The organism is Lactiplantibacillus sp. B652, from assembly GCF_023806745.1.
Taxonomy (GTDB): Bacteria; Bacillota; Bacilli; order Lactobacillales; family Lactobacillaceae; genus Lactiplantibacillus; species Lactiplantibacillus pentosus.
The window spans coordinates 47,688-72,701 of the sequence record NZ_JAMSKY010000006.1; the positions used below are offsets into that span (position 1 = coordinate 47,688).

Below are 25,014 nucleotides of genomic sequence, written 5' to 3' on the forward strand. Positions count from 1 at the left end.
TCAGACAATGTTTAGGATGAGGAAGTGGTAGTGAGCGATGAAACGCAGGGGAATGATTGCCGTCGTTATCAGTACCCTACTTTGGTGGGGGTGGTTATCAACGCCAATCATTGGTGTGGCTAGTACGGCGGATAGCCAGGCAACAATCCGGTTTGACGGTCAATCTGAATCCGTCAGCGAATCCAGTAGTAGCGAGAGCAAACCGGGTACAATTCATGTCACTGAAGATGAGCATCATGAGTCAGAGTCAACCGTGACGGTTCAACCGCCAACTGTACAAGAACCGAAAACGTCGGTCAGCGGTTGGTTACCACAAACGAGTGAAGCGTGGTGGCTAAGTGCTTCGATTGTTGGGTTGGGACTGCTCGTGATCTTAATTGGTTGTCAGTTAGTCAGTTACTTAAAAAAAAGGAGTTCATTATTATGAAGAAGACATTATTAGGACTTTTATTTTCAGCAGGATTAGTTGCATCGATGGGTTTGACCGCTAGCGCTGCGGATGAACCACAAATTTCTAATGGTACGGTTGGTTTCGAAGGTGGCGATGTGACCATCGATAACGGGGATACTGATTTAAAGGGTGCTAGCCTGGACTTTGGGACTAACAAAATCACTAATTCTAGCGTAGATGACAACTACAACAACACGAACAAAGCCGCAATGATTTCCGTTATCGATTTACGTGGGACTGCTGCGGGTTGGAAATTGAACGTTAAGCAAAATGACGTCTTCAAGAATGCCGCAGCTGCAGCTAACAAAGAATTGACTGGTGCGGTCTTAACCTTAAACGGTGTCTTGGACCCAGCAGCTTCAACGACTGGTGCGGACGCCACGGTTAACACGGGTGTTGCCCTGGATTCGATTGGTGCTGACAAACCAGTTATGAGCGCCGAAACTGGTAAAGGTAATGGGAAGAACGCGGCTAACATCGCTGCTTCAACTTTGATGGTGCCACATACGACTGCTCGGGCTCAAGGGAGTTACACCACGACCTTGACTTGGAGCTTAAACGCAACTGTAGCAAATAAATAATCTAGATTCATCGGAAAAATATTGATTATGACCAGTTAATATCATTTTTCCGAGTCATAATTAAGGGGGAAATGATGTTGACGAAGAAATGGTGGCAGTTAGGGTTAGGCTTGTTGATGGGGTTATTATGTGTGGGGTGGGCCCAGACCAGCTCAGCTAATTCGGTTGGGTTTGACGTCTTACCAGTGACGTCCAAGTACCAGGTCGATAAAGCCGTACCGTACTTTGATTTAAAATTAAAGCCTGGTCAAGAAACGGACCTGTCCGTTCGAATCAAAAACACCAGTAAGCAAGAAATTACGGTCCACACGACGATCGCACCAGCGACCACCAACGCTAATGGGGTTGTGGAGTATCAAACCATGCCTGACGGTCAAAATATTGATGAGCCTGCCAAGGTGACTCAGTTAATTACGACTGCCAGTGATAAAGTCACACTGGCTCAGGGGACGAGCAAAATCGTCACTTTTAAGGTCAAAATGCCGGAACACGCCTATGATGGTGTTGTGGTAGGTGGCCTGAGCTTCTTGAAAAAGGCCGCTAAGCAACAAAGCAAGAGTGCGATGGCCATTAAAAATCAGTACGCCTATTCAGTTGCCGTGGTCCTTCACGGTAAGCAGGCGCTGACTAAGAACAAGCTGACACTTGGTAAGATCAAAGCCACGCAAAACAATGGTTATAATCAAATCAGCTTAGCATTACAGAACCATACTGCAGCCTTCTTGAATCAGGTCACGACCGAGGTCAAAGTTTATCGGCGCGGGGGTCAAAAAGTCCTGTATCAACAGAAGAATCAACATGGTCAGATGGCCCCTAGTTCGGTCTATCAATTACCATTACGAGTCGGCCGCGATGCCTTGAAGCCGGGTAAATATACGGCGAAGTTAGCAGTGACATCCAAAAAGCAACACTGGATCTTCACGAAAGATTTTGAAATCACGAGCGAGACGGCCCGCACGTTAAATAAAACGGCGGTCATCGAACCACATACGAATTGGCAATTGTGGTTCAGCTTGGGTGGCTTACTAATTTTGTTATTACTAGTTGCCTGGTATATTCATCGCAAGCAACAACGCATCAAACGCTTAGAAGCACAACTTAAAGATAAACGGTAAGTATTAAGGGCTCGGTCAAGTTGACCGGGTCCTTTTTTTTCGGCTCAAGGTCAGAATCAGCCAGCTGAGAACCGCTGGAAACAGTGCAAGTTACCGTAAACTTGAAGTCGTGGCGCCGTCCTACGCCGGCTTTCAGGCATTCTAGGCAATGGCCGGAACGTGGTGGACACAGATTTAAGCCGACAACCCACGTCTTAAATACTGGTCTTACACGTTGCCTGCGATATGGATGAAACGTGTTCTGGTCAGACTGGGACTTCCGGTTAGCTACGCCAGAACGCCAAGCGGAAGTTCGCCGCTTAACGTTCTAGCTAGGCTAATCCTCAGTCTCAACCCGTCTGAACCTCACACTCTGGGAATCACTGAGCCTTGCCCAGAATACCTTCCAGCCGGGACAGTATTCGAAAGGCGGACATGTGTGGACTCAATTTTTGATGAGAGGATCGTTGATTCTTAGTAAACAGCCATTTTGGCAATAAACTGTGAGATCAATTTCTGATAGAACCTATCATACTCGTGTTCTAATTATAGGAGTCAACAGCATTACTGAACGTTGTCAGAATCTTCTCTAGTCACTTAAAATGTAAATGTCATAAATTTTTAATAGATGACAAATTTGTCAGCTAACTTCAAGAATAGTGTCCATTTAAATTGATCAATAATCTTCAGGAATCATATCAGTATTTATATTGGATAGGTATTGAAGTTCAATAAAGCGTCATAGATGCTAGTTCAAAGTTTGCATGAAGGTTCAGTCACCTAATGTTAAACGTTCAGTTGTTCCAAGATAGGTGGCCGTTCATCTGCCATTCGAGCGGGTTCCCGACTGGAGGGGCTGGCGGACAATGCTCAAGGGCTAGAAGAAGACTCGTATTTGAAATTGCGCAGTGGGTTGCTGCGTGAGTTCAAATCGATGTCCGCCCTGTTCCAGCGTTGTCAGCCGGCCCCGGAAGTCGGACTAAGGCGCGCATCGGCTGACGAACAGGAATCCACCAACCGGCACGTTTTAATCAGAATTCATAGCAAATTAGCCAGCGCCATGTGGCAGATTTTTGTAACTGAAGAACAGCAAAAAAGGAACTCAGGTTAGCGGCCGTTGAGGACGGTTTATTAGTATAATGGTAGCGTAGTTAATTCAAAAGGATGTGAGTGTCGATGAAGTATGAATGGCGGAAGCAAGAAAAGACGTTGTATTCGACGAAAAAACCAGCACAATTACTGACGATTCCAGCACAAACGTTTATGTCGTTACACGGGACTGGGAACCCGAACGGTCCGGCGTTTCAGGCACAATTACAGACCCTGTATCCAGCGGCATACGGCCTGAAAAGTGCGTACAAACAATACGCCCAAACGCAGGACTGCGAGTTTGACGATTACGTCGTCTTTCCACTCGAAGGTGTCTGGTCGCTAACTGAAAAGGGGCAGCAACTCGACCATTTAGATAAAAATGAATTCAGTTATGACATCATGATTCGGATTCCTGATTTTGTTCCTGAAGACTTGATTGAACCAGCGTTGGCGGCCGTTAAAGCGAAGAAACAGTTGCCGACTGAGCAGATTCAGATTTTGCATTTTGACGCCATGTCGGTCGCACAGATTCTGCATGTAGGGGCTTACGACGATGAACCGTCTAGTTTTGCCAAGATTGACGAATTAGTGGCGGCTGAAAATCAACAGCGTTTTAGCAAAATCCATCGGGAAATCTACCTCTCAGATGCGCGGTGGGTGGCGCCTGAGCGGCTGAAAACGATTTTGCGGTATCGGATTGCTCCTAAATAAGTTGTCGCTCTCAGGCTTATGGCTGTCATTTGTGAGACGTTGTGCATATAATTAAAGAATGAAATCGCATATAAAATTATAATCGTGGGGGTATCATCACAATGACACAAATAAAAATTAGCGCGCGTTTGAAAGCATTGTTGACTGCTAAGGGGTTTGCGGATAAACAGCTCGTCTTAGTGACTGACGATGGTGGGGGCAAGTATTCGTTGCACGGTGGCGCCTGCAGTATTGGGACGAAATTTACGCTGATCGTGCTCGACCAGTCGGATCCTGAGTATGATGTCGCTGTAGACAATAACCAGCAGTTGGCATTGTGGACTTCAGCTTACGACTTGATTTTCTTTAATGACGGGATTCAAATGGACTACGACCAGGGGCGCATCTCCATCAAGGATAATGCGCACATGCTGGACAATGCGGTGCAAATTGCCAAGGGCGCCGAAGTGCTGGCGGCGTTTGAACAAGGGGTACCAGCAGATAATTTGACTTGTTAGGTCGCAGATAATGAAGAAGGAACCAGTAATGAAGGCAGTTGTTTTTGATGATTTTGGTGGTCCGGACAAGTTGCATGTCGCTGAGGTGAAACGACCCACGACAATCGCAGAGACCGTCCTCGTACGGGTGACCGCGGTGTCCGTCAACCACGTGGATACGTTCGTGCGTAGCGGGGCGTTTAAAACGCCATTAGCGACACCTCATATTGCGGGACGGGATTTAGTTGGTCGCGTGGTCGCAAGTTCACAAGCGGATTTTAAAGTTGGTGACCGAGTCTGGACGAACTCAATGGGCTACGAGGGCCGGATGGGTGCCACGGCTGAATATGTGGCGGTGCCAGTTGACCGGCTGTACCATGCGCCAGATGGTGTGGATGGCTTGCAACTGGTTGCGGCGGTGCATTCGGCAGCGACCGCGGCCATCGTCCTGTACGATGTGATGCAGGTTCAAGCTGGTCAGCGGTTACTCATTGAAGGAGCCGCTGGAAATGTCGGCCGCAAGTTGATTCAACTAGCGGCCGCGGCTGGTGTCACGGTGGTCACGACGTCCGCAGCCCGCGACTTCGACCAATGCCAACGACTTGGAAGTCAAGCTTGTTACGATTATCAGGCTGGCTTTGAAGACCAGCTGGTGCGTGACGAGTGGACGTTTGATCATGTTATCGATACGTCTGGCCGGGTCGCATTGGCGACTAATCTGGACTTGCTACGACTGGGTGGTGAAGTCACGCTGATTACCGCGCCGAAAGACGATCAATTCACGTTTGGCGTGCGGGCCTTTTACATGGCGCAGAAGCGAATTAACGGCTTTGTGATTAGTCATGCCACTGTTGATCAGTTGGCGCGGGCGGCAGAAGTCTTGAACCAAGCTTTTAGCGCCGGGCAATTGCTAGACGACCAAGTTAGTCAGCAGCATTTTTCAGATGCCCCGCGCTGCCACCAGTGGCTGGAAGACGGTCAGGACGGGCACCAGCGCTTTGTTTTGTTACCAGATTGATGAGAGTTGAATCGACTGCTGGACTTAGCGCGGTTGAACCCAGTGTGGCCGAAAATTATCGGTTGTCGTGAGATAAAGCTTAATTAAAGTGTTACTGATCATTGGCGTTGATGGCTAAAAGCTGTCAGCGCCATTTTCGATATTCAGTCCATTTATTGGTGATATGCCAGCATTACAGCTAGCCTTTGAACAGGTCACGGCTAGTTGGTGTGGCCTGCTTGTCGCGCCCAATTTTCCACTGAGATTGGTAGCTTGTACGTCTCACGATTGGGCATCTAACTGAGGCGTCACGCCCCACCAATATTATGAATCTGTTTAACCATCACACCGCCAAAAAACAAAATTATTGATTTAATCTCGCGCCAACCCTCGCAAAGGAAGTTCGACTAAGTAACCCGATAAAAGCACTCAGGATAGCGCTTACACGAACCCGCCCGGTTTGTAAATATAGTTAACGTTATGTATTATTAGCACCTTTGTGTTGAAGCTCGATATAATGAAAATGTGGTCAAAGGAGTCGGCATTTAAATAAATTAATTAATGGTTAGCGATTGTTGGGGGAGGTTGCCACGAAGTTAAGTGCCAGTTAGTTATCCAATCAAATTACATCAGTCGCATTTATAATGACCACCGTTCTTAGTTGATGAAAGCTTAACAAGCGCTGGTAAATGAAAAAGGGGGATTTTATATTATGAAGTCAATGTTAGGACACTTATTAATGGCAGGCACCTTATTAGTTGCAGGGAGCATGCCGATTGTGGCAAACGCCGCCGAAAACCGGAGTGGGAGCACGAATCTGCAAGCGGAATTCACGAAGAGTACGTCGACCGTCACACCAGTTGACCCGACCGACCCGAACACACCAAGTACCGGTGGTGATGATAATAACGGTGCGACACCTGGTGGAGACTTGTCTTTGATTTACGTCTCCAAATCGTTAGGATATGGGACGCATGAAATCGACGTTTTAAATGACCAACAGTATACGCCGGATTTGACGAGTGCCAACACCAATTTATGGAAGGGCAACATGGTTGTCGAAGTTTCGGACGTTCGTGGGACTAATGCCGGCTGGAAGCTGACGGTAACGGGGTCTAATTTGACTGGTCTCGACGGTACAACGGCGAAAGGTGCGACGCTGAGCTTGCCTAAGGGTGACGTTTCCAACAGTGGTACCGATGCAAACGGTGCCGTTGCGACTGCTTCTGAAGTGGCATTGAACGGGACAGTTGGTTCGAGTGCCGTCTTGAATGCAGCTAAGGGCGGCGGTGCCGGGGTGACCGTCAGTCAATTAAATCCAAGCAATTTAACGTTGAATATCAAAGCGAACACGGTTAAAGCTCAGACCTACAGCGGTAACTTGAACTGGACGTTGAGCGATTTACCAGCTGAATAACTGGGTCGATGGGACGGTGACAATCGCCCCATGTACATACGCGAGTGTCGGGGGTGAAAGGATGCAATTAATGAAACGAATCATGGTCGCGCTGGCCTGCTTGGTATTGGGGTTACAAGCTGGGCTCGTGACGAGTTTTGCGGCGGGGGATGCCAGCAGCAAGTCGAGTAGTCAAGCGAGTCAGAGCAACGACATCGGTTTTAGCGTCGCTGCTAAAATTCCTAGTAATCAGCTTGATCAGCATCAATCGTATTTTGATTTAAAGATGACGCCGGGACGCCAACAAAAAATTCAAACGACGATTTATAACGTGACCAATGCTGAAATCAAAGTTCAGACGGCGATTCATACCGCCTACACGAATGGTAATGGGATCATTGAATACGTGACGCCAGCCAAAAGCTTTGACCCCTCACTGAAATATCGGATGTCACAATTGACAACGATTGACGGCCCGAAGACGGTCACGATTCCAGCGAATGGGTCCAAAGTTGTGACGGCGACAATCAAGATGCCGAAAGCTGCGTTTAATGGCGTGGTACTCGGTGGTTGGTATTTCAAACGCGTCAGCAATAAAGTCACGGGACACGTGAAGGGATCGATGAACATTGCCAATCAGTACTCCTACGTTATCGGTCTGAAGTACACGATGGGCAAATTGCCGGCGCCACAATTGAAGCTAGATACGGTCACGGCCGGGATGCAAAACTACCGGCGAGGGATTTTTCCACAACTACGTAATGTCAGTGCGGTGATCGTGCCCAAGCTGACGCTCAAAGCGAAGTTGACCAGCAAGAATAGCGGCAAAGTGGTGAAGACCTTTAGTCAAAAGGACGTGCAGTTAGCGCCTAATTCCGTCTACAAAGTGCCGATTCTGACGGGAACGAATCGGTTACAGGCCGGCACCTACCATGTTCATTTAGTGGCGCAGAATCAGGACCATCGCTGGGTCTTTGATAAGGATTTTGTCATCAGTACGGCCGCTGCGGATAAGTACAACCAAGCGTCAGTGGATAATTCCGGCATCAATGTCGGGTGGTTCATTCTATTTGGGGCGCTAGGTATGCTGATTGTTGGGTTGATTGGCGTCTTGATTTTCTTAAAGATTCGTAAACGGCGACGTGCATAGTTTAAAGTGTATGGAAATGGGGGAAGGGTCATGCCGATTAAACGATGGCGATTAATAGTAGGCGTTGTGCTGGTGCTAGGCTGGCCACTGTCCGCTCAGGCGGGTACTCAGGGGCGAACTGAGATCAGTGTCGGCTTTTATGAGACGACGTATGACGCTGACCGCATTATTCCAGCGCGCGATATTCCGGATGGCAGACGGCCCTATGTTCTCAAAACGACGAAACAGCGGCCAGGAATACAATCTCCAGTGACACAGCCGACGACCGGTACTTCGCGTCAAGGGCAACCAACGAACACGATTGCGGGCTGGCCGACAGCCTTGGCGAGTGGGCGGTTACCGCAAACCAGTGAGCGCGCCAGTTTATGGGGATTACTCGCTGGCATGAGTTTATTAGCCGGAACGCTGCTGGGCGCACTTTACCGGCAATTAAAGGAACAGTTTGGGGGTGACGCTGGTGTTTAAACAAATTATGAAAGGACTATGGCTAGCTGGTTTCAGTCTGGTTCTAATCTTAAGTGGGCTGAGTTTAAATGCTGGTGCGGCGACCCTAACGGATAAGATGACGGATGTGAAGTCGAATGCCGCCTTTCAGGTAACCCCAAATGGGAACGTTGTTGGTAGTAACGTCGATGAAGGGTTGTCGACTTATCCGTCCGTGTCAGCGATTACCGCCAATTATGCCGATAATGGCCGAATCACGAAGCAGACGACCAAGATGACGGTCACCATGAGTGGGACGATTGGCTTAAGATCCAGTAAGTCAACGATAACTAAGGCGTACTATGACATTATGACCAAGCCGGCAAGCGACAGTTTTACCGGGACGACGTTAATGACGACCACGCCAGCAAGTCTTGGGAGCGGTAATTCTTTCAGTATCAGTTCATCCAAACAAACCCAGACGTTAGCGGTCAATTTTCAAAATATCAAGACCGCACTCCCGATTTATGTCGGCTTCCGGATTACCGTGAATGGGCAAGAAGGAACGTATCAAGTCGGTAAGTTTTCTGCCCAGACACTGTCGCCTAAAATTACCGGGACGCTCTATTCTACTGACACGGTCATCAAAGGTACTGGGACCCCTGGCAACACCATCAGCAGTAACGTTAATGGCGTGACAACGACGGTCGGTAGTGACGGTACGTATACCTTGAATCTCGGGACGGCGTTAGGTTCGTTGTCTTCAGTGACAGTGACTGAAGTGGATGAGGTGACTGGTGACAATGGTACGGCGACGGCCACTGTGACGCCAAAGAAACTCAATATCACGAGTTCGAAGACGGCTGTGGATGTCTATCCAGGTGATTTGGATTCGTTGACGAGTGACTCGGCGGTGGTCGCGTGGTTGGTCAAACAAGCAGGCATCGTTGCGACCAATCCGGATAGTGCGACCGATACGATTACCTATGCAACTCAGGAGACGGGTCTAGCTAGCAAATTAAGCGCGTTAGCAGTTGGCGGCAGTACCACGATCAACGTCTATGGTAAGGGGAGTTCCGGACTACAATCGGATGCCAAGACGATTACCGTCACCATGCGCGATGGCACTTTGAGTCTCGGCACACCCCCAGCCAGCCTGACGTTTGGAAGTTTGACGATTCCATTCAAGGAGACCCTGTATCAGCCGACGAGTAGTTGGAATATTGTCGTCAACGATACGCGTAAGACTGGCTCAACTTGGTATCTCCGCGCAACGGCGACCGCGATGAAATCTGCGACGAGGACCCTTAGCGGCAATCTGATTTATCTAAACGGTAGTACCAAACAAGTCTTGACGAATACGTCTGTGACGGTCGCTTCCGGCAGTAAAGTGGCGGGCAAGACCGCGACGACTGCCACTAGCGACTGGTCAGCCAGCAAAGGCATTTTACTAGACGTCCAGCCGAGCGTTCAAGTCGATAGTTATAGTGGATCCGTTAATTGGACGTTGCAGGATACGCCGTGAGTGATTTTACAGTGCGCCTATTAATTGGACCCTGTCGATTAATGAAGGTACTGATTTGGTGAGCGTCCACCGGGAACATTCTAGTGCAGATTTTTGGTAGGCGCAGGAAGTGAATTGCTCGCGAAACAATGAATTGGATACCGGTGTGGCGGGCGTGGTCGGCACGACTAGTTGGTGTTGAATCGATCAGACAATAGTCTGGCCACTAAATCTGAAAAAATATGCTTGCTTCAATTGCAACTAATAACGCTTGAACATTGTCAATTCAGTGTTCGAGCGCTTTTTAGTTATTGACATCCTGAGCCGTGAAAGGTAGGCTAAAAAATAGTTGGCGAGCTGCGTTTGAAGCTCACGTCTGCTGATTTTGCGAGATTATCGCAACTAATGAGCGCCCATACTGACCAAAATTTAGAAAAACGCTTACAATAGTAATCAGTATTGTGATATTTTTTTGACATTAGACGTTCGGAAGTTCACTTAACAAATAGATTTTAATCCATTGAGAGGTGGTTGTATGGCAACAGTTTTCTTCGTATTGTCCCTAAGTTCTGGCATGTTTGAAATGTTATTTCTAATGATTGCGTTTCGAGAATATGTCACTTGGCGCATCAGCATCGTCTGGGTCCTCCTGATTTTGCTCGTGCAGGCGTTTGGTGAGGGGTGCACGCTGCTCTTTCCGCACGTGCCACTGGTCTTTTTCTGGATCATACCCTTAGTCGCGGTGAATACGTTCATGAGTTCACGGCTGTTATATACAAAATGGTTACTAATGTTACCGGTTGCAATTTTTCTAAACGCGGTCAAACGGCTGATTAGTGCCGTGATTGCGGTTGCGGCTAAAGCGCTGATGGCACCGACCGCACCGATGCTATTACGGCAGGCGATTGGCTTTGACATCACGGCGGATTTAAATATTTTGGTCACCGTGATTGTCGACTTGCCAATTGTTTTGGCTCTGGCATTCATGGCGCATCGCTGGTTAGTGCGGGTTTCAGCAGCTGACTTTTTGCAGCGGGCACGGGTTGACGCGAGTGATTATTTGCTCGTGCTGTTATTCTTCATCATTTACGTGATTGCGTATGTTTTTGCGATGGAATGGACGGTCAATTCGCAGACTTACATGGCGATTGCCGCCAGCGTCACTTTTGGCATCATCGGCCTATACTTAATTAATAATAAAAACAGTCATTTGAATGACGCCCAATTATTATTAGAAGTCTCCAATTATAACGAATTACTTAGTCACCACAACCGCGACTTACACCTCTTCAAGCATGACTATCAAAACGTTTTACTCAGCTTGTCTTCGTTTATTAAAAACGACGATATGCCGGGGCTTAAACAGTATTTTGAAACGGAAGTCTTGCCGAGCAGCGTCCGCTTGAATCAACAGTCAGAACTCGCAAGCCTGAGTCGCTTGGCTATGCCGACCGTTAGTGGCCTGATTTATGCCAAGCACGATGCGGCGATGACGCAACACGTTAATCTGCTGGTCTATATTTTAGAAGATGTTGAATTACCCAACGTCCCACAAATTAAAGTCGTCCGGATTCTGGGCAACTTGCTTGATAATGCGATTGATGCCGCATTGCGGGCGGACCAGCAAGTCAAGCTGACGGTAACCAATCAGGACGAGCACACGGTAAGTTTTACCGTTCAAAATCAAATTCCGAATGATGAGACTTTGGATTTGTCGGTGATCAAAAAGAGTCGGTTTACCACCAAACCTGGTCATTTGGGTTATGGCTTAAGCAGTATTGAACAGTTGACGACCGATAAATTACAGGTCAATTATGCCATTGAAGACACTGATTTCGTGGCGGAACTGATTGTTGAAGGTTAGCGTCCATTGCGATAAACTGATAGTAGAAGTTGAAAGGAAATGAGTCAAATGGCAACCTTAACCAAATTACCCAACATTGGACCGACCTTAGCCAAGCAGTTAGAAGCAGTCGCGATTACGTCGCCTGAGCAACTCTCGACCATGGGTAGCAAGGATGCGTTTGCGGCCATTAAGAAAGTTAATCCGCACGCTTGTATCCAATTGTTGTATTCGCTGCAAGGTGCGATTGAAGACAAGCCTTATACGCAACTGCCAACGGAGACACGCGAAGATTTGAAGCAGTACTTTAGAAGTTTGGCCTAGTGTGAAGCACTTCATAAACGGTGGGCAAAGTGCCTGATGGTGGTTAAAGCTTAATCGGTAGAAAAAGTTCGGCTGCGGCCGGACTTTTTTGTCATGACGGGAATCAGTGTTTTGTGATGACGATTATCGTGGACACTATTATAGTGTGAAAAATCTAATAAATCTCATAATCAATGCTGAATGTGTCTGGAAAGTCAATGGTATCAATGCTTTCATTGTGAATAGCAACTGTCAGTTATTGATTTCTGATAAGTGTATTGATTGTTTAATCAAAATCATTTGATAGAATCATTAATATACAAGAGAATTGGTTGGTATTATAAAACGTTAACTTGAGCTGCAAAATAAGAGGTAGTGGACAGTTACAGCAAATCGGCACCAATTTAGGTTAATTAATATCGACTGAGCATGCAAAGGGGATATTAGCGTAATGGGGACTGAAATACAATTTGTACAATATCTACATCAGATGCGTGACTACAACGATCAACATCCGACCACTAAGGGATTGATCTTATTGGGGTATTTGGAACGGGATTTTATTCGCTTTTACAGGGCTGGAAAAGTTGAGGAGGGCATTCGATTTGTGAAAGAAAACCTGACTCGTTCGCGTGATCTATTAAATAAGTTATCGAGTGAAGAAAAGCAGCTCCAACTGAGCGCACTAGTGGATGTGCTCGCCTTTGAGGGCATGCAAAACCATGCGGAGATCTACGAATTTGTACAGCTTCGTAATGATTACCATCATTGGCTCGATAAGTTGCCAGTGACGACCGAGCGCTATCAGCCGTTAGTTGTGCAAATCATTCGCGATTTTGCGGCCATCGCACAGCCGAATGCCCTGACTTATAGCGCGCATCTGGAATCGACCTTAGACGTGTTGTATTACACCAACGCACATTTGCATGACCATCTGACCGTCAAAAAAGTCCTAGCCCACGTCAATCAGCGGTGTAATCCAGAGACGGTGCGGCGCGCTTTCAGTCAAGAGATGCACATGTCGATTCGCGACTATATCAACGCCAAAAAGATTCAGGAGGCGGAGCACATGCTGCTGGCGACTGATCACACGATTCGCGTGATTGCCGCCGAGCTGTCCTTTTACGACGCGGCTGATTTTTCCAAACGTTTTAAGAAGGAGACCGGGCAAACGCCACTGGAATACCGGCAAGAAAATACCCGGCGCGCTTGAGTATGAGGTGAGTGCTGGCTTGCGGCATTAGCCCCCTGATGATGGCTGGTAAGCGGTGTTGTTGTGGGTGGAGATTCAATCTATGTCGTAATTTGATTAGAATTAGTATTACTAAAAATGCCAAGTATGGATTTGTAAAGTCCATACTTGGCGTTTTTAGAGTGAAAAAGAATGTTGATTCATTTATGCATTTATTGTGAAGAGAAATAAACTCATGGTAAGGTTGTTGATTTCCGCTATGTGCTAGTTAGCAGTATGATTATTTAATTCTTTATCTTTATCAGATTTGTGTTTACGGAGAAAATGAATGCTAAGTGTTGCTACAAATGCACCAAGAACAAATATACTGAAGAAGGTATTGGAAAGCTCAATACCAATTGCTGGAATACTGAGACCAAGCTTCAAAGCAATGAATCCAATCAAAACATATGCCATGACTAACAGCTCTGGTATTTTTTCTAAGAGCACAATCATCATTGATGCAACGAATCGCATGGCTAGAATACCAATCATACCACCTAGCAATACAATGACAGGATTATTATCTAATGCAAGCGCGGTTAGAATAGAATCAATCGAAAAAACAAAGTCTAGAAATATAATAGCAGATACCGTTTTCCAAAAAGATTTAGGTTTAATGTTAGTGGCATTATCAGTGGAACGATTCATTCCTTTATGTTGTTCATAAAAGAAATGAACAGACATCCATAGCAAATAGCCAGCACCGAGTGCCTTCACTAGCCAGAATTTAATCAAAAAACTACCAAGTCCAATAGCGATGAATCTGAAAATATAGGAACCCCATAAGCCCCATATTAAGGCGGCATCTTCTTTTTTACGATCTTTTAAGCTAGACGTTTGTGCAGCCAACACGACTGCATTATCGACAGATAGTAGGCATTCCATGATTGCTAGGGTGGCGATTGTCATCCAGCCACTAGTTGTCATGACAGCTGCCTTCCAATCGGCTGCTGCAAAAAAAGGTCCATAAAGCTTGATTAATAAACTCATGAGTAACCTCCTTGTCTCTCTGATTAAATATATTATATCGAACATGAGTATTGATTATTTTTGAGAAGTGTTACATGGTGCAACAAATTCTTAAAGAGCATGCAGTTAGTGTTTAAAATTGAAATATGCAAAGGTAGTTTGAATACAGTCGTATGATTGTATGAGCTAATTTTGAAAGACAAACTTTCCAGTAAGTTGATATCTAGATGAATTTAATATGTAAAAAGCATCTCTAAGTTAATTAGAGATGCTAACGGGGTATATTGATATTATTTAAATAGTGCCACTGGTACTTTAATTACAAGCTTTCGTACTGAAGATGCTTTCTCAACATTAATGCAAGCTTCATGTGCATCTTCAGGAAACAGAATCACAAAGTCGCCAGGATTAACCAATACATTAGTGGTAGACCCTTGGTATTTTTGATAATAGTAAGCATCTTTTTGAGATAAGGCATCGGTTTTTACTTTTAACTGAGAAGCTGAACATACACGAATATACTCACTACCATGTTGAATATACTGGAAGTCAATGTTATTGACATGACTTTCCCAGCGGCCTTCATTTTCAGCTTTTGTCAAATATTCTTGCACATTCGCGGATATATTTGATGTAATTTTGTGATGACCAACATCAAGTTGCGTTAAGTCTGTAGTTTTCAGAAATTCAAGAACTGGGTTGAATTCAGTCCTATTTTCTAGCCAAGTTGCGGTTTTACTATCAATACTTGCAATAATCATAAGAATGTACCTCCAAATTTATAAATTATACCGTTGTTACCTATCTATCCATCATGATAGCTTATCTGTAACAATGAGTATGCTTCGGAGACGATTTGATTTGAAACAGATTTGAAACTAGATAAATAAATAAGGACGTAACGTTTCAATTAAGTACGATTAGGCCTGTTTCAGATAGCGCCAGAGTGTAGCGCGAGAAATACCAAGGACTTTTGCAGTTTTTGTTCGATTATTATTATTTGCGGCTAAAGTACGCACGACAATTTCTTGGACCATATCTGAGAGTGTCTTTCCCTGTGGCAAACTAGATATTTCTTTTGTTGGCTGATGATTCTGTATAAAACGATTTTTCTGATCAGTGGCAAGTGCCATTCGGATTTCATCAATCCCAATATAGTCTTGAAGAGTACTAGCCATGGCAATATTCAGAACTTGATAAAACTGAATGAAGTTTTCAGGCCATGACTCGTTTAAAATGAAATCGAGTGCAATATCGGAGACCCCCATGATTGAAGTGCCATGTTCGCGATTATAAGTATTGATCATGCCAGTTAATAATTGAACAATTTTTGCTCCAGTTACGTTTTGAAAAGAATCAAGCGTTAGCGTACGTGCATAATCTAGTAATGGTTTGATTTCTGTAGAAATTCCGTCATCTGGACTTTGTTTAAAAGTGAAGATAACTTGATTACGACTTGCTAGCTGCGTTTGAATTGTAAATTCAACTAAATTACGTTGGGTAATAGCATTAGCGCGATTTAATCCTTCAAAGACAAAGCATTGATTCGTGCCATATAGCGGTGAATTACTTTGGTTCATGAGTTTATTGAATGCATCTGCCTTTCCCATATCTAGGTGGTGAATGGGGTGTGCTGATTGGAGACCTTCTGCGTGCAATAAATCAGCAATATAATTTTTACCAGATCCAAGTGCCCCTATGATAAGAACTGGCCGGTTTAAGCGAGAATATGATTGAATAAGATTAAAAAAAACAGGGGGTTGCGTTAATTTAAAATATGACGCAAAGGCATCTTTGAGGGCTGGATCCATCGGAAGAGAAAGCTCATCTGTTTCATCACGCTTTTGAGGGCTCCCCCATTTCCCGATAGTATAAACTGTTAGGTTTCCATTTTGGTAAGGTGTCAGCTTGTAGCGAACGGTGTTTAAGGCAAAGTGATTGCGGCCATTGTGAATTGCACGAAGTACTGACTTTTCTAATGACTCATCCTTAGTGAGCAGTTTTGAGGAAAAGAGTGGAAGTTGTTGAGAAGTCATTGTAATTGTTGGAATATTTAAATTATCCAGAGTATTTGCCAAGGCATCAGCTAATTCACGCTGAGTGTCCATTTGATTAAGAAAGTTCAGTCCGTTACGAAATGCATTTATCACACTTTCTTTGCTAGTCGTGATTAGTAATGTGGTAAATCCAGCAGATTTAGCTGAAGCCTCTGTACTCGTGTCGCAGATTAGTGTGCTAATGTCTTGACCACTTAATGTGCGTAGTAAGTCAGGTAATTCATTTTCGTGTGCAATTTCATAAATCGGTGTTTTTAAATTAAAGCTCTTGAGCACTGCTTTGACGCGCTGAGTAAAGGCTGCAAACGCAACGATGGCCACCTTGGATAGCCGACTGGCGGTCTGAATGGTTGAGAGTAAGTCGTATTGGGAAACCCCAATATCAATGATTGGTACTTTTGTCATTTTCTTAAGAAGTGTAGCAGTCCCGCCACGAGAGATGATTAGATCGTAATTAGTTTGAAGTGCATCTGTAATTATCGTTATATCATCTTTACGATCAAAGCGAATGAAGTCAAAGAGTGGTTGCCTGATATTCTTGTCAGTAATCAGTTCGCGACTAACTTCCTGAAAGAGCATGTTTAGACCTTGATAAGGTGCCACACAGAGAATCTTTTTCAATATTTTCACCTTCCTGTTTCATTTCGAAACAATTATATACATAAGTGGACCTAAATGTAAACGTATTCAATAAACTATTTCAAAATTAAACAGTTCATTTCTAGTAGTGAAGTTCTGTAACCGGTACGATTGGACTTGTAAGAAATAAAGGCAGTCAGGCCTAAAATTGGTGGTGAGTATATGAAAAAATATCTGATTATAGCGGATGATTTCACGGGATCCAATGATACTGGAGTTCAATTAGCTAACTTAGGGGTAGATGTAAACGTTCAGTTCTCGGTAGCTTCACCCCATAAAGGAACAATCGTGCTTGATACTGAAACAAGGAATTCGTCGACTGAAGAAGCTGCAGATCGTTTGAACAGTCTTTTACAAAAGTTGGATTTTAAGCAATATGATGAGGTTATCAAAAAGGTTGATTCCACATTGCGTGGTAATATTTCGATTGAAATGCGATTACTCGCTTCGTACTACCATCCGGATATTATTGCTTTCGCACCAGCTTTGCCGGACCAAAATCGAGTGGTAGTTAGGAGTACTTTGAAAGTAGCTGGAATTCGTGCAATGAAAACTGATTTTGCCAAGGATCCAATTAAGCCGATTCGTACTGATGATGTACAGAATCTGATGGAACAGGCTTTTCCTGGTGAACCTTTACGTCACTATTCAGTGTCCGAGATTCGTGATTCAGAGTTCCACGTAGAAAATACTCGTTGTGTTAGCTTTGATTCCGAGAATAATCAGGACCTAATAAGAATTGTCCATGCGTTGCGTCAAACGACTAAAAGAATTCTATGGGTAGGCTCCGCTGGTTTAACTTCTGCGTTGCTAATGAAGGATTTTTCGGTTGCACCAGCCCTTGGGCTAATAGGAAGTGTCAGTGAAGTCACTCGCAAACAATTACATGCGGCAGAGCAGAATGGAATTAGATTGGTAAATATCCCAATTTATGAAGCATATAAGCAACAAACGTATGCACCATATGTTGATGCAGCAACAACGGCATTACTGGCAGGACAGGATGTAATTCTAATGTCCTCAGCTTCATATGATCGTAGTGAGTTGGACAAAACGCTGACAGCCCTGGCAAAGTACAATTTGAGTGATGAAGAAATTAATAGCCTAACACAAGCTGTTCTTTCTGGAATTTGCCGCAAAGTGCTTGCAAAAGTGAAAGTATCTGGATTATTTGTATCCGGCGGGGAAACTGCGAAAGGCTTTTTACGTATTGGTAAAGCTGCCGGGGCAAAAGTCATTACTGAACTGGCGTCTGGTGTACCTTTGTTGGAGGTACAACAAGGTGATTTTTCAGGGATGCGAGTGGTCACAAAAGCGGGAGCGTTTGGGAACCAGGATTTGATAAATTTTGCTTTTAAAAAAATTAAGAGTATGAATCAATGCGTATAAGAATGAATCATTCATGGATTAAAGGAGGCAGTATTTTATGAAGCTAGAGGACAGTTTAACAGATAGTTTCCAAGTGGCGATTACCTTGCCCGAATCTGGAATTCAAAGTCATGCATCAAATCTGTTAGTTTTGCCGAGTGGTGATACGTTATGCACATGGTTCTCCGGAACTGAAGAGGGTAAGGGTGATATCTCTATTTTTATCTCGCGGTTGAACCAAGGAGATGCACAATGGAGTTCTCCTGAAAAAGTTTCGAATAATCCAGGACGATCTGATCAGAATCCAATGCTTTTCCGAACGCCTGGTGGGGCGCTGTGGTTGTTATTCACTTCTCAAGATGGTGGTAATCAGGATACGGCTGTTATTAAGCGTCGAATTTCTAAGGATAATGGCAAGACTTGGGGACCGGAAGTACAACTTTTTGAAAATACCGGGCTTTTCATTCGTCAAGAAATGTTGATTACAGATGCACAAGAGTGGGTTCTACCAATTTTTCATTGCGTAATCAAGAATGATGGAAATCCATGGGATGGGTCTTATGACTATAGTGCAGTATTAGTGACGAATGATGAAGGTAAGACTTGGAAAGAATACAAGGTGCCAGACAGCCTTGGATGTGTACACATGAATATTCAAAAGTTGAAGGATGGTAGCTATGTTGCGTTTTACCGATCACGTTGGGCGGATAAAATTTATCGTAGCGAAAGCACAGATGCTAAGCATTGGACGGCTCCAGAAAAAACTGAATTGCCGAATAATAATTCATCAATCCAGTTTGTAACGTTACAAAATGGTGATTTAGTAATGGCCTTTAATAAAGCTAGCCGTGATGATGCAACGGTACGTCGTACCAGCCTGTATAGTGACGGTATTGAAGATAAAAATGTTACATCTAACGATGATCAGCCACGGGCGTTTTGGGGTGCTCCTCGGGCCCCGATGACAGTGGCTGTTTCCGAAGATGGCGGAAAGACTTGGCCATATCAACGCAGCGTGGCAGAAGGTGACGGATTTGCTTTAACAAACGATTCAAAAAATAAAAAAAATCGAGAATTTTCTTACCCATCAATTAAGCAATCACAGGACGGAGACTTACTACTCACGTTTACTTATTTCCGTCAAAAGATCGCGTTATTAAAATTTAACGAAGAATGGATTAAAACAGGAAAGAAGGAAGCAAATTGACAGAAACAGCATTTTTAAGGATGCCGAAGAGTGTTTATGCAGGAGAAGACCTAAGTACGCATCTCGGAGAGGTAATTAACATTCAAGAAAATCGGCGAGTATTACTATTCACCGACAAAGGTATTGAAAGTAATGGGCTTGTTGCACCAATTGAGGCATATTTTCAACAGCATGACATTGATTATCGAATTGAGGATGAAATCACACCTGAACCGAGCTATGTGCAAGTAAAGGAATTACTTGAAAAAGTCACCACCTTTGATTTTGGAACCATTGTTGCAATTGGTGGAGGTTCTGTGATGGATGCTGCCAAGTTAATTTCATTATTAAGGGGAGCACCATATACTATTGAGGACTTGTTAGATAATGCATCAATTGCAAAGAAACAAGTTCCATCAGTAATGATTCCAACGACAGCTGGTACCGGTTCAGAAGCAACAATCAATGCGATTGTCACTATTCCAGAGAAACAAGTTAAGTTTGGAATTGTTTCTAGCGAAATGCTTCCAGATTTAGTTCTGTTGGATGTCAATAACGTTAAAAAATTACCAAAATCCATTTTGGCAGCATCAGCAGTTGATGCTTTAAGTCATTGTGTAGAATGCTATACTTCAAAAAATGCGACAACATTTTCCAATGATATTGCGAAAATTGGTGCCCGGTATATTTTTCAGAATATTATCACTGCTTATACAGATCCCGATAATGTTGAAGCACGAAAGGCGTTATTAATGGGGGCCTTCTATGGTGGTGTTGCGATTACGGCTTCAGGGACCACTGCAGTGCATGCATTATCGTATCCTTTAGGTGGAAAATTTCACATTGCCCACGGTGTTTCAAACGCGATTTTATTCCGTCAAGTGATGGAATTAAATGAAAATGTGATTATTCCTCAATTAGCTTCGATGGCGGACTTTGTATATCCGAATAATGGACAAACAGGCGCTAAGAGCAAAGCAGATTTCTTAATTTCGAAAATAGCGAATATCGTTAAAACAGTTGAAATTCCCACGGATTTACACAAATTTGGTGTTCAATCATCAGATATGGACTTTTTGGTTGATTCTGCACTACAGCAGACTCGGTTGCTTGATCATAATATGAAAAAACTCAGCCGAGCGGATGTTGAAGGTATTTATCGATCTGTATTGAACTGACATACAAATGAGGAGGAATAGATTCATGACAAATCAAATCGCACAAGGAATTATTGCAGCAATGGTGACACCGTTGAATGATGATAGTACGATTAACGAGAATGAATTACGTAACCAAGTTGACCGTCAAATCAATGCAGGCGTTAATGGGGTATTTACACTTGGAACCAATGGTGAAGGCTATATTTTAAACCATGATGAAAAGCTGAATGTAATTAAGATTGTGGTTGATCAAGTTGCACGTCGTGTTCCTGTATACGCGGGTACGGGATGTGTTTCTACGCAAGAAACGATTCAATTATCTAAAGAAGCTGAGGAAATTGGCGTTGATGCGTTGTCTGTTATCACACCATCGTTTGCAAAAGCATCTCAAGAGGAACTTTATCGTCATTACGAGGCATTGAACGAGGCAGTAAACCTTCCAATTTTGCTTTACAATATTCCTGCACGAACTGGAAATGCCCTGGAACCACAAACGGTTTCCCGACTCGCTAATTTGAAACACATTGTTGGTGTTAAAGATTCAAGCGGAAATTTTGATAATATTCTTCAATACATTGAGCTGACGCGTGATCGTGATTTTAAGGTAATCTCCGGTAATGATGCCTTAATTCTCTGGACACTCCAGGCTGGTGGATCAGGGGGGATTACCGCGATTGCTAATGTGTTGCCTACAGTTATGGTTTCCATCTATAAGCGTTGGCTAAAAGGTGATTTTAAAGGTGCACGAGCCGCACAGGATTCAATTCGACCATTGCGCAATTGTTTCAAGTATGGCAATCCAAATACAATTACCAAGGTAGCTACTAATATGATTGGTTGTCCTGTAGGTGAGACACGAGCGCCGTTTAATTATTTAAGTGAGGAAGGGCGTAGTCAACTTAAGGCTACTCTGCATGAATATTATAGTGACTTTTTCGTTAAGCCAGAAAGTGTGATTAGAGATGAATAAACCAGTTGTTGCAATTACAATGGGAGATCCAGCAAGTATAGGGCCCGAAATTTCCCTCAAAGCTTTTCAAAACACGGAATTATATGCAAAGTGCCGGCCGTTACTTGTTGGTGATGTGAATGTTCTCAATAAGGTTATGCAAGTATTGCCGGATCGTAAGTTAAATCTAAACGTTATTAAGACTGTCGAGGAGGCAAAATTTGAGCCGGGTACAATGGATGTTATCGACATGCAATTAGTTGATATTGACCAGCTTAAATTTGGTGAGGTTTCTAAGATGGCCGGGAATGCAGCATTCCAATATGTTAAGAAAGTGATTGACTTAGCACTAAATAAAGAAGTTGATGCGACAGTCACAAACGCACTGAATAAAGAGGCGATGAATTTAGCGGGACATCATTTTGCTGGACACACTGAAATTTACGCACATTATACACATACGAAAAATTATACGATGATGTTAGCTCACAAGAATGTACGGGTTGTACACATTTCCACTCACGTTGCGCTCAGAGATGCCTGTGACCTCGTGAAAAAGGCACGTGTTGCTGAAGTGATTAGAATCGCCGATGATGCTTGCAAGAGACTAGGAATTTCTGAGCCTAAAATTGGTGTGGCTGGATTAAATCCACATGCTTCTGAAAATGGGATGTTTGGCACTGAAGAGGCCGAACAAATTACTCCTGCTATTGAGGAAACACAGACAGAAGGTATCAATGTAGATGGACCTATCCCACCAGACACGCTGTTTCCAAAAGCAATTGGTGGTTGGTACGACATCGTGGTAGCAATGTACCATGATCAGGGGCATATTCCATTAAAAGTTCTTGGCTTTCAATATGATGAAGAAAAGAAGAAGTGGGGTAGTGTCGCCGGGGTCAATATAACACTTGGGTTACCGATTATTCGGACTAGTGTAGATCATGGAACTGCTTTTGACCAATCACTCAAAGGCACTGCCAATGAGATTAGCCTAGAAGATGCAATTGATTATGCCGTTCGTTTAGCAGTAAATTCTTAGAGCTTGAAAATAGTATTTTAGTAATCACTATTTAAATCAATTAACCTACTAATTGTAGTGGTAGATAAGGTGAGAGTGGGGTTTCAATTCTTACCTTATTTTTTATACGAAAATTCGGTTCGAATTTGGCTGAAGAATTATGAATGAAAACCAGACATCAGTCACAACTATAATTTTTACAAGTTTAATAGAGCTGTTTCAATACTAAACATTTTACTGGCCTCCGTTGCTTGGGCGGATTCGGATGGTGCAACATGAGACACTGAAAGCGAATGAAAGCGCTTCACGTCTAGATATAATGAGTGTATTAAATGGGTTGCGAATTTTTCTGGAGCATCCTCAATATAGGAGGCAATTATGACACTTTCCATGATTATTACACTAGGAATTACTGCCCTAATGATTATCTTGATTATGATGGATAAACTTCCATTCGGGGCACCACCCCTACTAGCATGCTTGTTATTGGTGATTTTTGGGATTACTGATATCCCGCATGCCTTTGCTGGATTTGCTAATTCAACCATTGTCATGTTAGCTGAGTTTATGGCAATCATTGCAGCATTGCAAAAGACGAGTATGATTGTCAAATTCAAAGAAGTTATGTTTAATCTGGCGAGTAAGGGCGGCTTAAGAGCCTATATTTTGATTATTTTAATTGTTATGCTATTTTGCAGTTTATTCGGTACGGGATCTACAGCATTTTATGTGTTAACAATTGGAATTCTCTCAACGCTACCATATAACAAAAAATTGCCACCGTCAAAAATCTTGATGCCAGCTGGCTTTGCCGCAAACCATCCATTATTACCATTCAATACCGCCTTGCAATATGGAATTTTGTTGGCTGTGCTGAAGTCTGCAGGGGTTACGGATCATGTGTCGGTCGTCAAATTTGTCGTAATTAACGTTTTTCTGTCCGCTGGCTTTTTACTAAACTGTGTACTTCAATATAAATTTATGCCGGATCATCCAATCAATAATCCAAAAGGAGAAACAAGTTCTGTCAGTTCTAAGCCGGATGTTAAATTACCAAAATGGAAAGAAAATATTGTTTATATCGTGTTTATTGGTGCAGTTATTGGGATGTTGTTTCAGGGGCAGATTGGAGATGCTGGATATGCAATTGCTGGTCTTGCCGTTGGTGTGATTCTCGTCATTGGGGTTCTAAACTTTGATGAAATTCGAGATGCACTCGCTGCACCAATCATTCTCATGTCTGCTGGTGTTATTGGGGTTGCAAATGCACTAGGGAGTACTGGATTAACAAAACTAGTTGGTGATACAGTTGCAGGGATGCTAGGAACCAATATTAGTGAGTTTGCTTTGGTATTTATTTTCTGTATTTTAACCAGCTTGCTAGCAACATTGACTGGTACAAATATTGGAACAGTTTATGTTTTTGCCCCGTTGGTCATTGCGACTTCAGTGAGTCTCGGCTTTGATCCTCGAGCAGCTGCAAGTGCAGTGGTACTTTCAGCATGGTGTGGACACTTCCTACCAATTGATGGGATGCCGGCTATGATTTTAGGTGCCGGGAAGTATTCCGCTAAGGAATTTTGGATATTCACCATACCACAATATTTCATTCGGCTATTATTTTTAACTGTCGGTTCATTGTTAGTCTTCCCATCTTAAGCAAAGTAATCTTTCCAAAATGGAGTTGTGATTGTTGAAGTTAACCGATTTATAAATAAATAATTTGATTGGTACTCACGCTTGTGTGGATAACAAGCGTGAGTGTTTTTTGCTGCAAAGATTTTTTTGAGCTCGGCTAACCAGATAGATCAAAGATAAAATGATTCTTCAATTTTAATCTAAAATAATTGCTTCTAAAATAATTGGCGGTAGCACAATAAAAAAAATGCTACAGCCTGGAAAAGTAAATGTGGTTCAACGCCCATTTTTTTTGAATTTTATCGTTGACAATTGTAAACGATGGCGGTAAGCTATTCATATAAATTACAAATGTAAACGACAATGCAAATTGGGAGATGGGTTGGATGATAACGAAAGCATTAGTTTTGATCATTGGATTGGCTGCGATTGGTTTTATTTTGTGGTGGTTCTTCGGCAAGCACACGACAGCGACGGTAACTGCGGATGGTGATGCGGACTTGCAACAAGTGGATGTCGAGGTCAATGGTGGTTATTCGCCGGAACAAGTTGTCCTCAAGCAGGGCGTGCCGGCCGTGCTCAATTTCACGCGTAAGGATGCGTCAGGTTGTCTGGATCACGTCGTTTTCAGCGATTTTGGAATCAATCAGGAACTCCCACAGAATCAAACGCAAACGGTCACGATTGACACTAGTAAAGCTGGTGAATACCAGTGGGCCTGTGGGATGGATATGTTCCACGGCAAAGTCATCATTAAATAAATACAACATTA

23 protein-coding genes are annotated in these 25,014 nt (G+C 43.6%); 20 read left to right on the forward strand and 3 right to left on the reverse strand.

Annotated features, from left to right (window positions below):
• The first annotated feature begins 37 nt into the window (after window positions 1–37).
• From MZO40_RS08735 to MZO40_RS08795, 13 genes are all read left to right on the forward strand, one after another.
• Window positions 38–427 carry a hypothetical protein gene (locus MZO40_RS08735; RefSeq protein ID WP_050340097.1) on the forward strand — a complete coding sequence of 130 codons (390 nt, stop codon included), beginning with the start codon at window positions 38–40 and terminating at the stop codon, window positions 425–427.
• On the forward strand, window positions 424–1,032 hold the full coding sequence (locus MZO40_RS08740; protein WP_050340098.1) for a WxL domain-containing protein: 609 nt from the start codon (window positions 424–426) through the stop codon (window positions 1,030–1,032). Before MZO40_RS08735 ends, MZO40_RS08740 begins: the two co-directional genes overlap by 4 nt.
• A gap of 71 nt (window positions 1,033–1,103) precedes the next feature.
• Window positions 1,104–2,147 (forward strand): DUF916 and DUF3324 domain-containing protein, encoded by a 1,044-nt coding sequence (locus tag MZO40_RS08745; protein WP_252133226.1) that lies wholly within the window; start codon window positions 1,104–1,106, stop codon window positions 2,145–2,147.
• A 1,155-nt stretch (window positions 2,148–3,302) separates the two neighbouring features.
• Window positions 3,303–3,929 (forward strand): GyrI-like domain-containing protein, encoded by a 627-nt coding sequence (locus MZO40_RS08750; protein ID WP_105961517.1) that lies wholly within the window; start codon window positions 3,303–3,305, stop codon window positions 3,927–3,929.
• Window positions 3,930–4,030: 101 nt separating this feature from the next.
• Window positions 4,031–4,426 carry an iron-sulfur cluster biosynthesis family protein gene (locus MZO40_RS08755; RefSeq protein ID WP_105919668.1) on the forward strand — a complete coding sequence of 132 codons (396 nt, stop codon included), beginning with the start codon at window positions 4,031–4,033 and terminating at the stop codon, window positions 4,424–4,426.
• Window positions 4,427–4,454: 28 nt separating this feature from the next.
• Complete coding sequence (locus tag MZO40_RS08760) at window positions 4,455–5,423, forward strand: alcohol dehydrogenase catalytic domain-containing protein (RefSeq protein WP_105961518.1); 969 nt, start codon at window positions 4,455–4,457, stop codon at window positions 5,421–5,423.
• A 691-nt stretch (window positions 5,424–6,114) separates the two neighbouring features.
• Window positions 6,115–6,819 (forward strand): WxL domain-containing protein, encoded by a 705-nt coding sequence (locus tag MZO40_RS08765; protein WP_252133227.1) that lies wholly within the window; start codon window positions 6,115–6,117, stop codon window positions 6,817–6,819.
• A 61-nt stretch (window positions 6,820–6,880) separates the two neighbouring features.
• On the forward strand, window positions 6,881–7,948 hold the full coding sequence (locus MZO40_RS08770; protein WP_105961519.1) for a DUF916 and DUF3324 domain-containing protein: 1,068 nt from the start codon (window positions 6,881–6,883) through the stop codon (window positions 7,946–7,948).
• A 30-nt stretch (window positions 7,949–7,978) separates the two neighbouring features.
• On the forward strand, window positions 7,979–8,413 hold the full coding sequence (locus MZO40_RS08775; protein ID WP_101872861.1) for an LPXTG cell wall anchor domain-containing protein: 435 nt from the start codon (window positions 7,979–7,981) through the stop codon (window positions 8,411–8,413).
• Entirely contained in the window at window positions 8,406–9,896 is a 1,491-nt protein-coding gene (locus MZO40_RS08780) for a cell surface protein (protein ID WP_105961520.1), read from the forward strand. Before MZO40_RS08775 ends, MZO40_RS08780 begins: the two co-directional genes overlap by 8 nt.
• Window positions 9,897–10,410: 514 nt before the next feature.
• On the forward strand, window positions 10,411–11,739 hold the full coding sequence (locus tag MZO40_RS08785) for a GHKL domain-containing protein (RefSeq protein WP_105961521.1): 1,329 nt from the start codon (window positions 10,411–10,413) through the stop codon (window positions 11,737–11,739).
• A gap of 39 nt (window positions 11,740–11,778) precedes the next feature.
• Window positions 11,779–12,042 (forward strand): TfoX/Sxy family protein, encoded by a 264-nt coding sequence (locus tag MZO40_RS08790; RefSeq protein WP_228733582.1) that lies wholly within the window; start codon window positions 11,779–11,781, stop codon window positions 12,040–12,042.
• A 430-nt stretch (window positions 12,043–12,472) separates the two neighbouring features.
• Window positions 12,473–13,234, forward strand: a complete 762-nt coding sequence (locus MZO40_RS08795; protein ID WP_050340107.1) for an AraC family transcriptional regulator — start codon at window positions 12,473–12,475, stop codon at window positions 13,232–13,234.
• A gap of 243 nt (window positions 13,235–13,477) precedes the next feature.
• Here the strand turns inward: MZO40_RS08795 and MZO40_RS08800 are convergent, their stop codons facing one another.
• From MZO40_RS08800 to MZO40_RS08810, 3 genes are all read right to left on the reverse strand, one after another.
• Window positions 13,478–14,245: a TerC family protein gene (locus tag MZO40_RS08800; protein ID WP_105961522.1), complete on the reverse strand. Its 768-nt coding sequence runs from the start codon at window positions 14,243–14,245 to the stop codon at window positions 13,478–13,480.
• 269 nt (window positions 14,246–14,514) lie between these two features.
• Window positions 14,515–14,985, reverse strand: coding sequence for a YhcH/YjgK/YiaL family protein (locus MZO40_RS08805; RefSeq protein ID WP_105961523.1), 471 nt, complete (start codon window positions 14,983–14,985; stop codon window positions 14,515–14,517).
• 159 nt (window positions 14,986–15,144) lie between these two features.
• On the reverse strand, window positions 15,145–16,902 hold the full coding sequence (locus tag MZO40_RS08810; RefSeq protein WP_105961524.1) for a PrpR N-terminal domain-containing protein: 1,758 nt from the start codon (window positions 16,900–16,902) through the stop codon (window positions 15,145–15,147).
• A gap of 180 nt (window positions 16,903–17,082) precedes the next feature.
• On the opposite strand from MZO40_RS08810, the gene MZO40_RS08815 reads away from it, so the two are divergent.
• The 7 genes from MZO40_RS08815 (at window position 17,083) to MZO40_RS08845 (ending at window position 25,003) form a co-directional block, all read left to right on the forward strand.
• Entirely contained in the window at window positions 17,083–18,309 is a 1,227-nt protein-coding gene (locus MZO40_RS08815; RefSeq protein ID WP_105961525.1) for a four-carbon acid sugar kinase family protein, read from the forward strand.
• A gap of 37 nt (window positions 18,310–18,346) precedes the next feature.
• The gene (locus MZO40_RS08820) at window positions 18,347–19,495 is read left to right on the forward strand and encodes an exo-alpha-sialidase (protein ID WP_165861023.1); all 1,149 of its coding nucleotides are present in this window, start codon (window positions 18,347–18,349) and stop codon (window positions 19,493–19,495) included.
• Entirely contained in the window at window positions 19,492–20,652 is a 1,161-nt protein-coding gene (locus tag MZO40_RS08825; RefSeq protein ID WP_216681111.1) for an iron-containing alcohol dehydrogenase, read from the forward strand. Before MZO40_RS08820 ends, MZO40_RS08825 begins: the two co-directional genes overlap by 4 nt.
• A gap of 25 nt (window positions 20,653–20,677) precedes the next feature.
• Window positions 20,678–21,604 carry a 4-hydroxy-tetrahydrodipicolinate synthase gene (gene dapA / locus MZO40_RS08830; protein WP_105961527.1) on the forward strand — a complete coding sequence of 309 codons (927 nt, stop codon included), beginning with the start codon at window positions 20,678–20,680 and terminating at the stop codon, window positions 21,602–21,604.
• Window positions 21,597–22,625 carry a 4-hydroxythreonine-4-phosphate dehydrogenase PdxA gene (pdxA, locus tag MZO40_RS08835; protein WP_216681112.1) on the forward strand — a complete coding sequence of 343 codons (1,029 nt, stop codon included), beginning with the start codon at window positions 21,597–21,599 and terminating at the stop codon, window positions 22,623–22,625. The genes dapA and pdxA overlap by 8 nt, the downstream gene beginning before the upstream one ends.
• 357 nt (window positions 22,626–22,982) lie before the next feature.
• Window positions 22,983–24,263, forward strand: coding sequence for an SLC13 family permease (locus MZO40_RS08840; RefSeq protein ID WP_105961528.1), 1,281 nt, complete (start codon window positions 22,983–22,985; stop codon window positions 24,261–24,263).
• A 365-nt stretch (window positions 24,264–24,628) separates the two neighbouring features.
• The gene (locus MZO40_RS08845; protein ID WP_050340108.1) at window positions 24,629–25,003 is read left to right on the forward strand and encodes a cupredoxin domain-containing protein; all 375 of its coding nucleotides are present in this window, start codon (window positions 24,629–24,631) and stop codon (window positions 25,001–25,003) included.
• The last annotated feature ends 11 nt before the right edge of the window (window positions 25,004–25,014 follow it).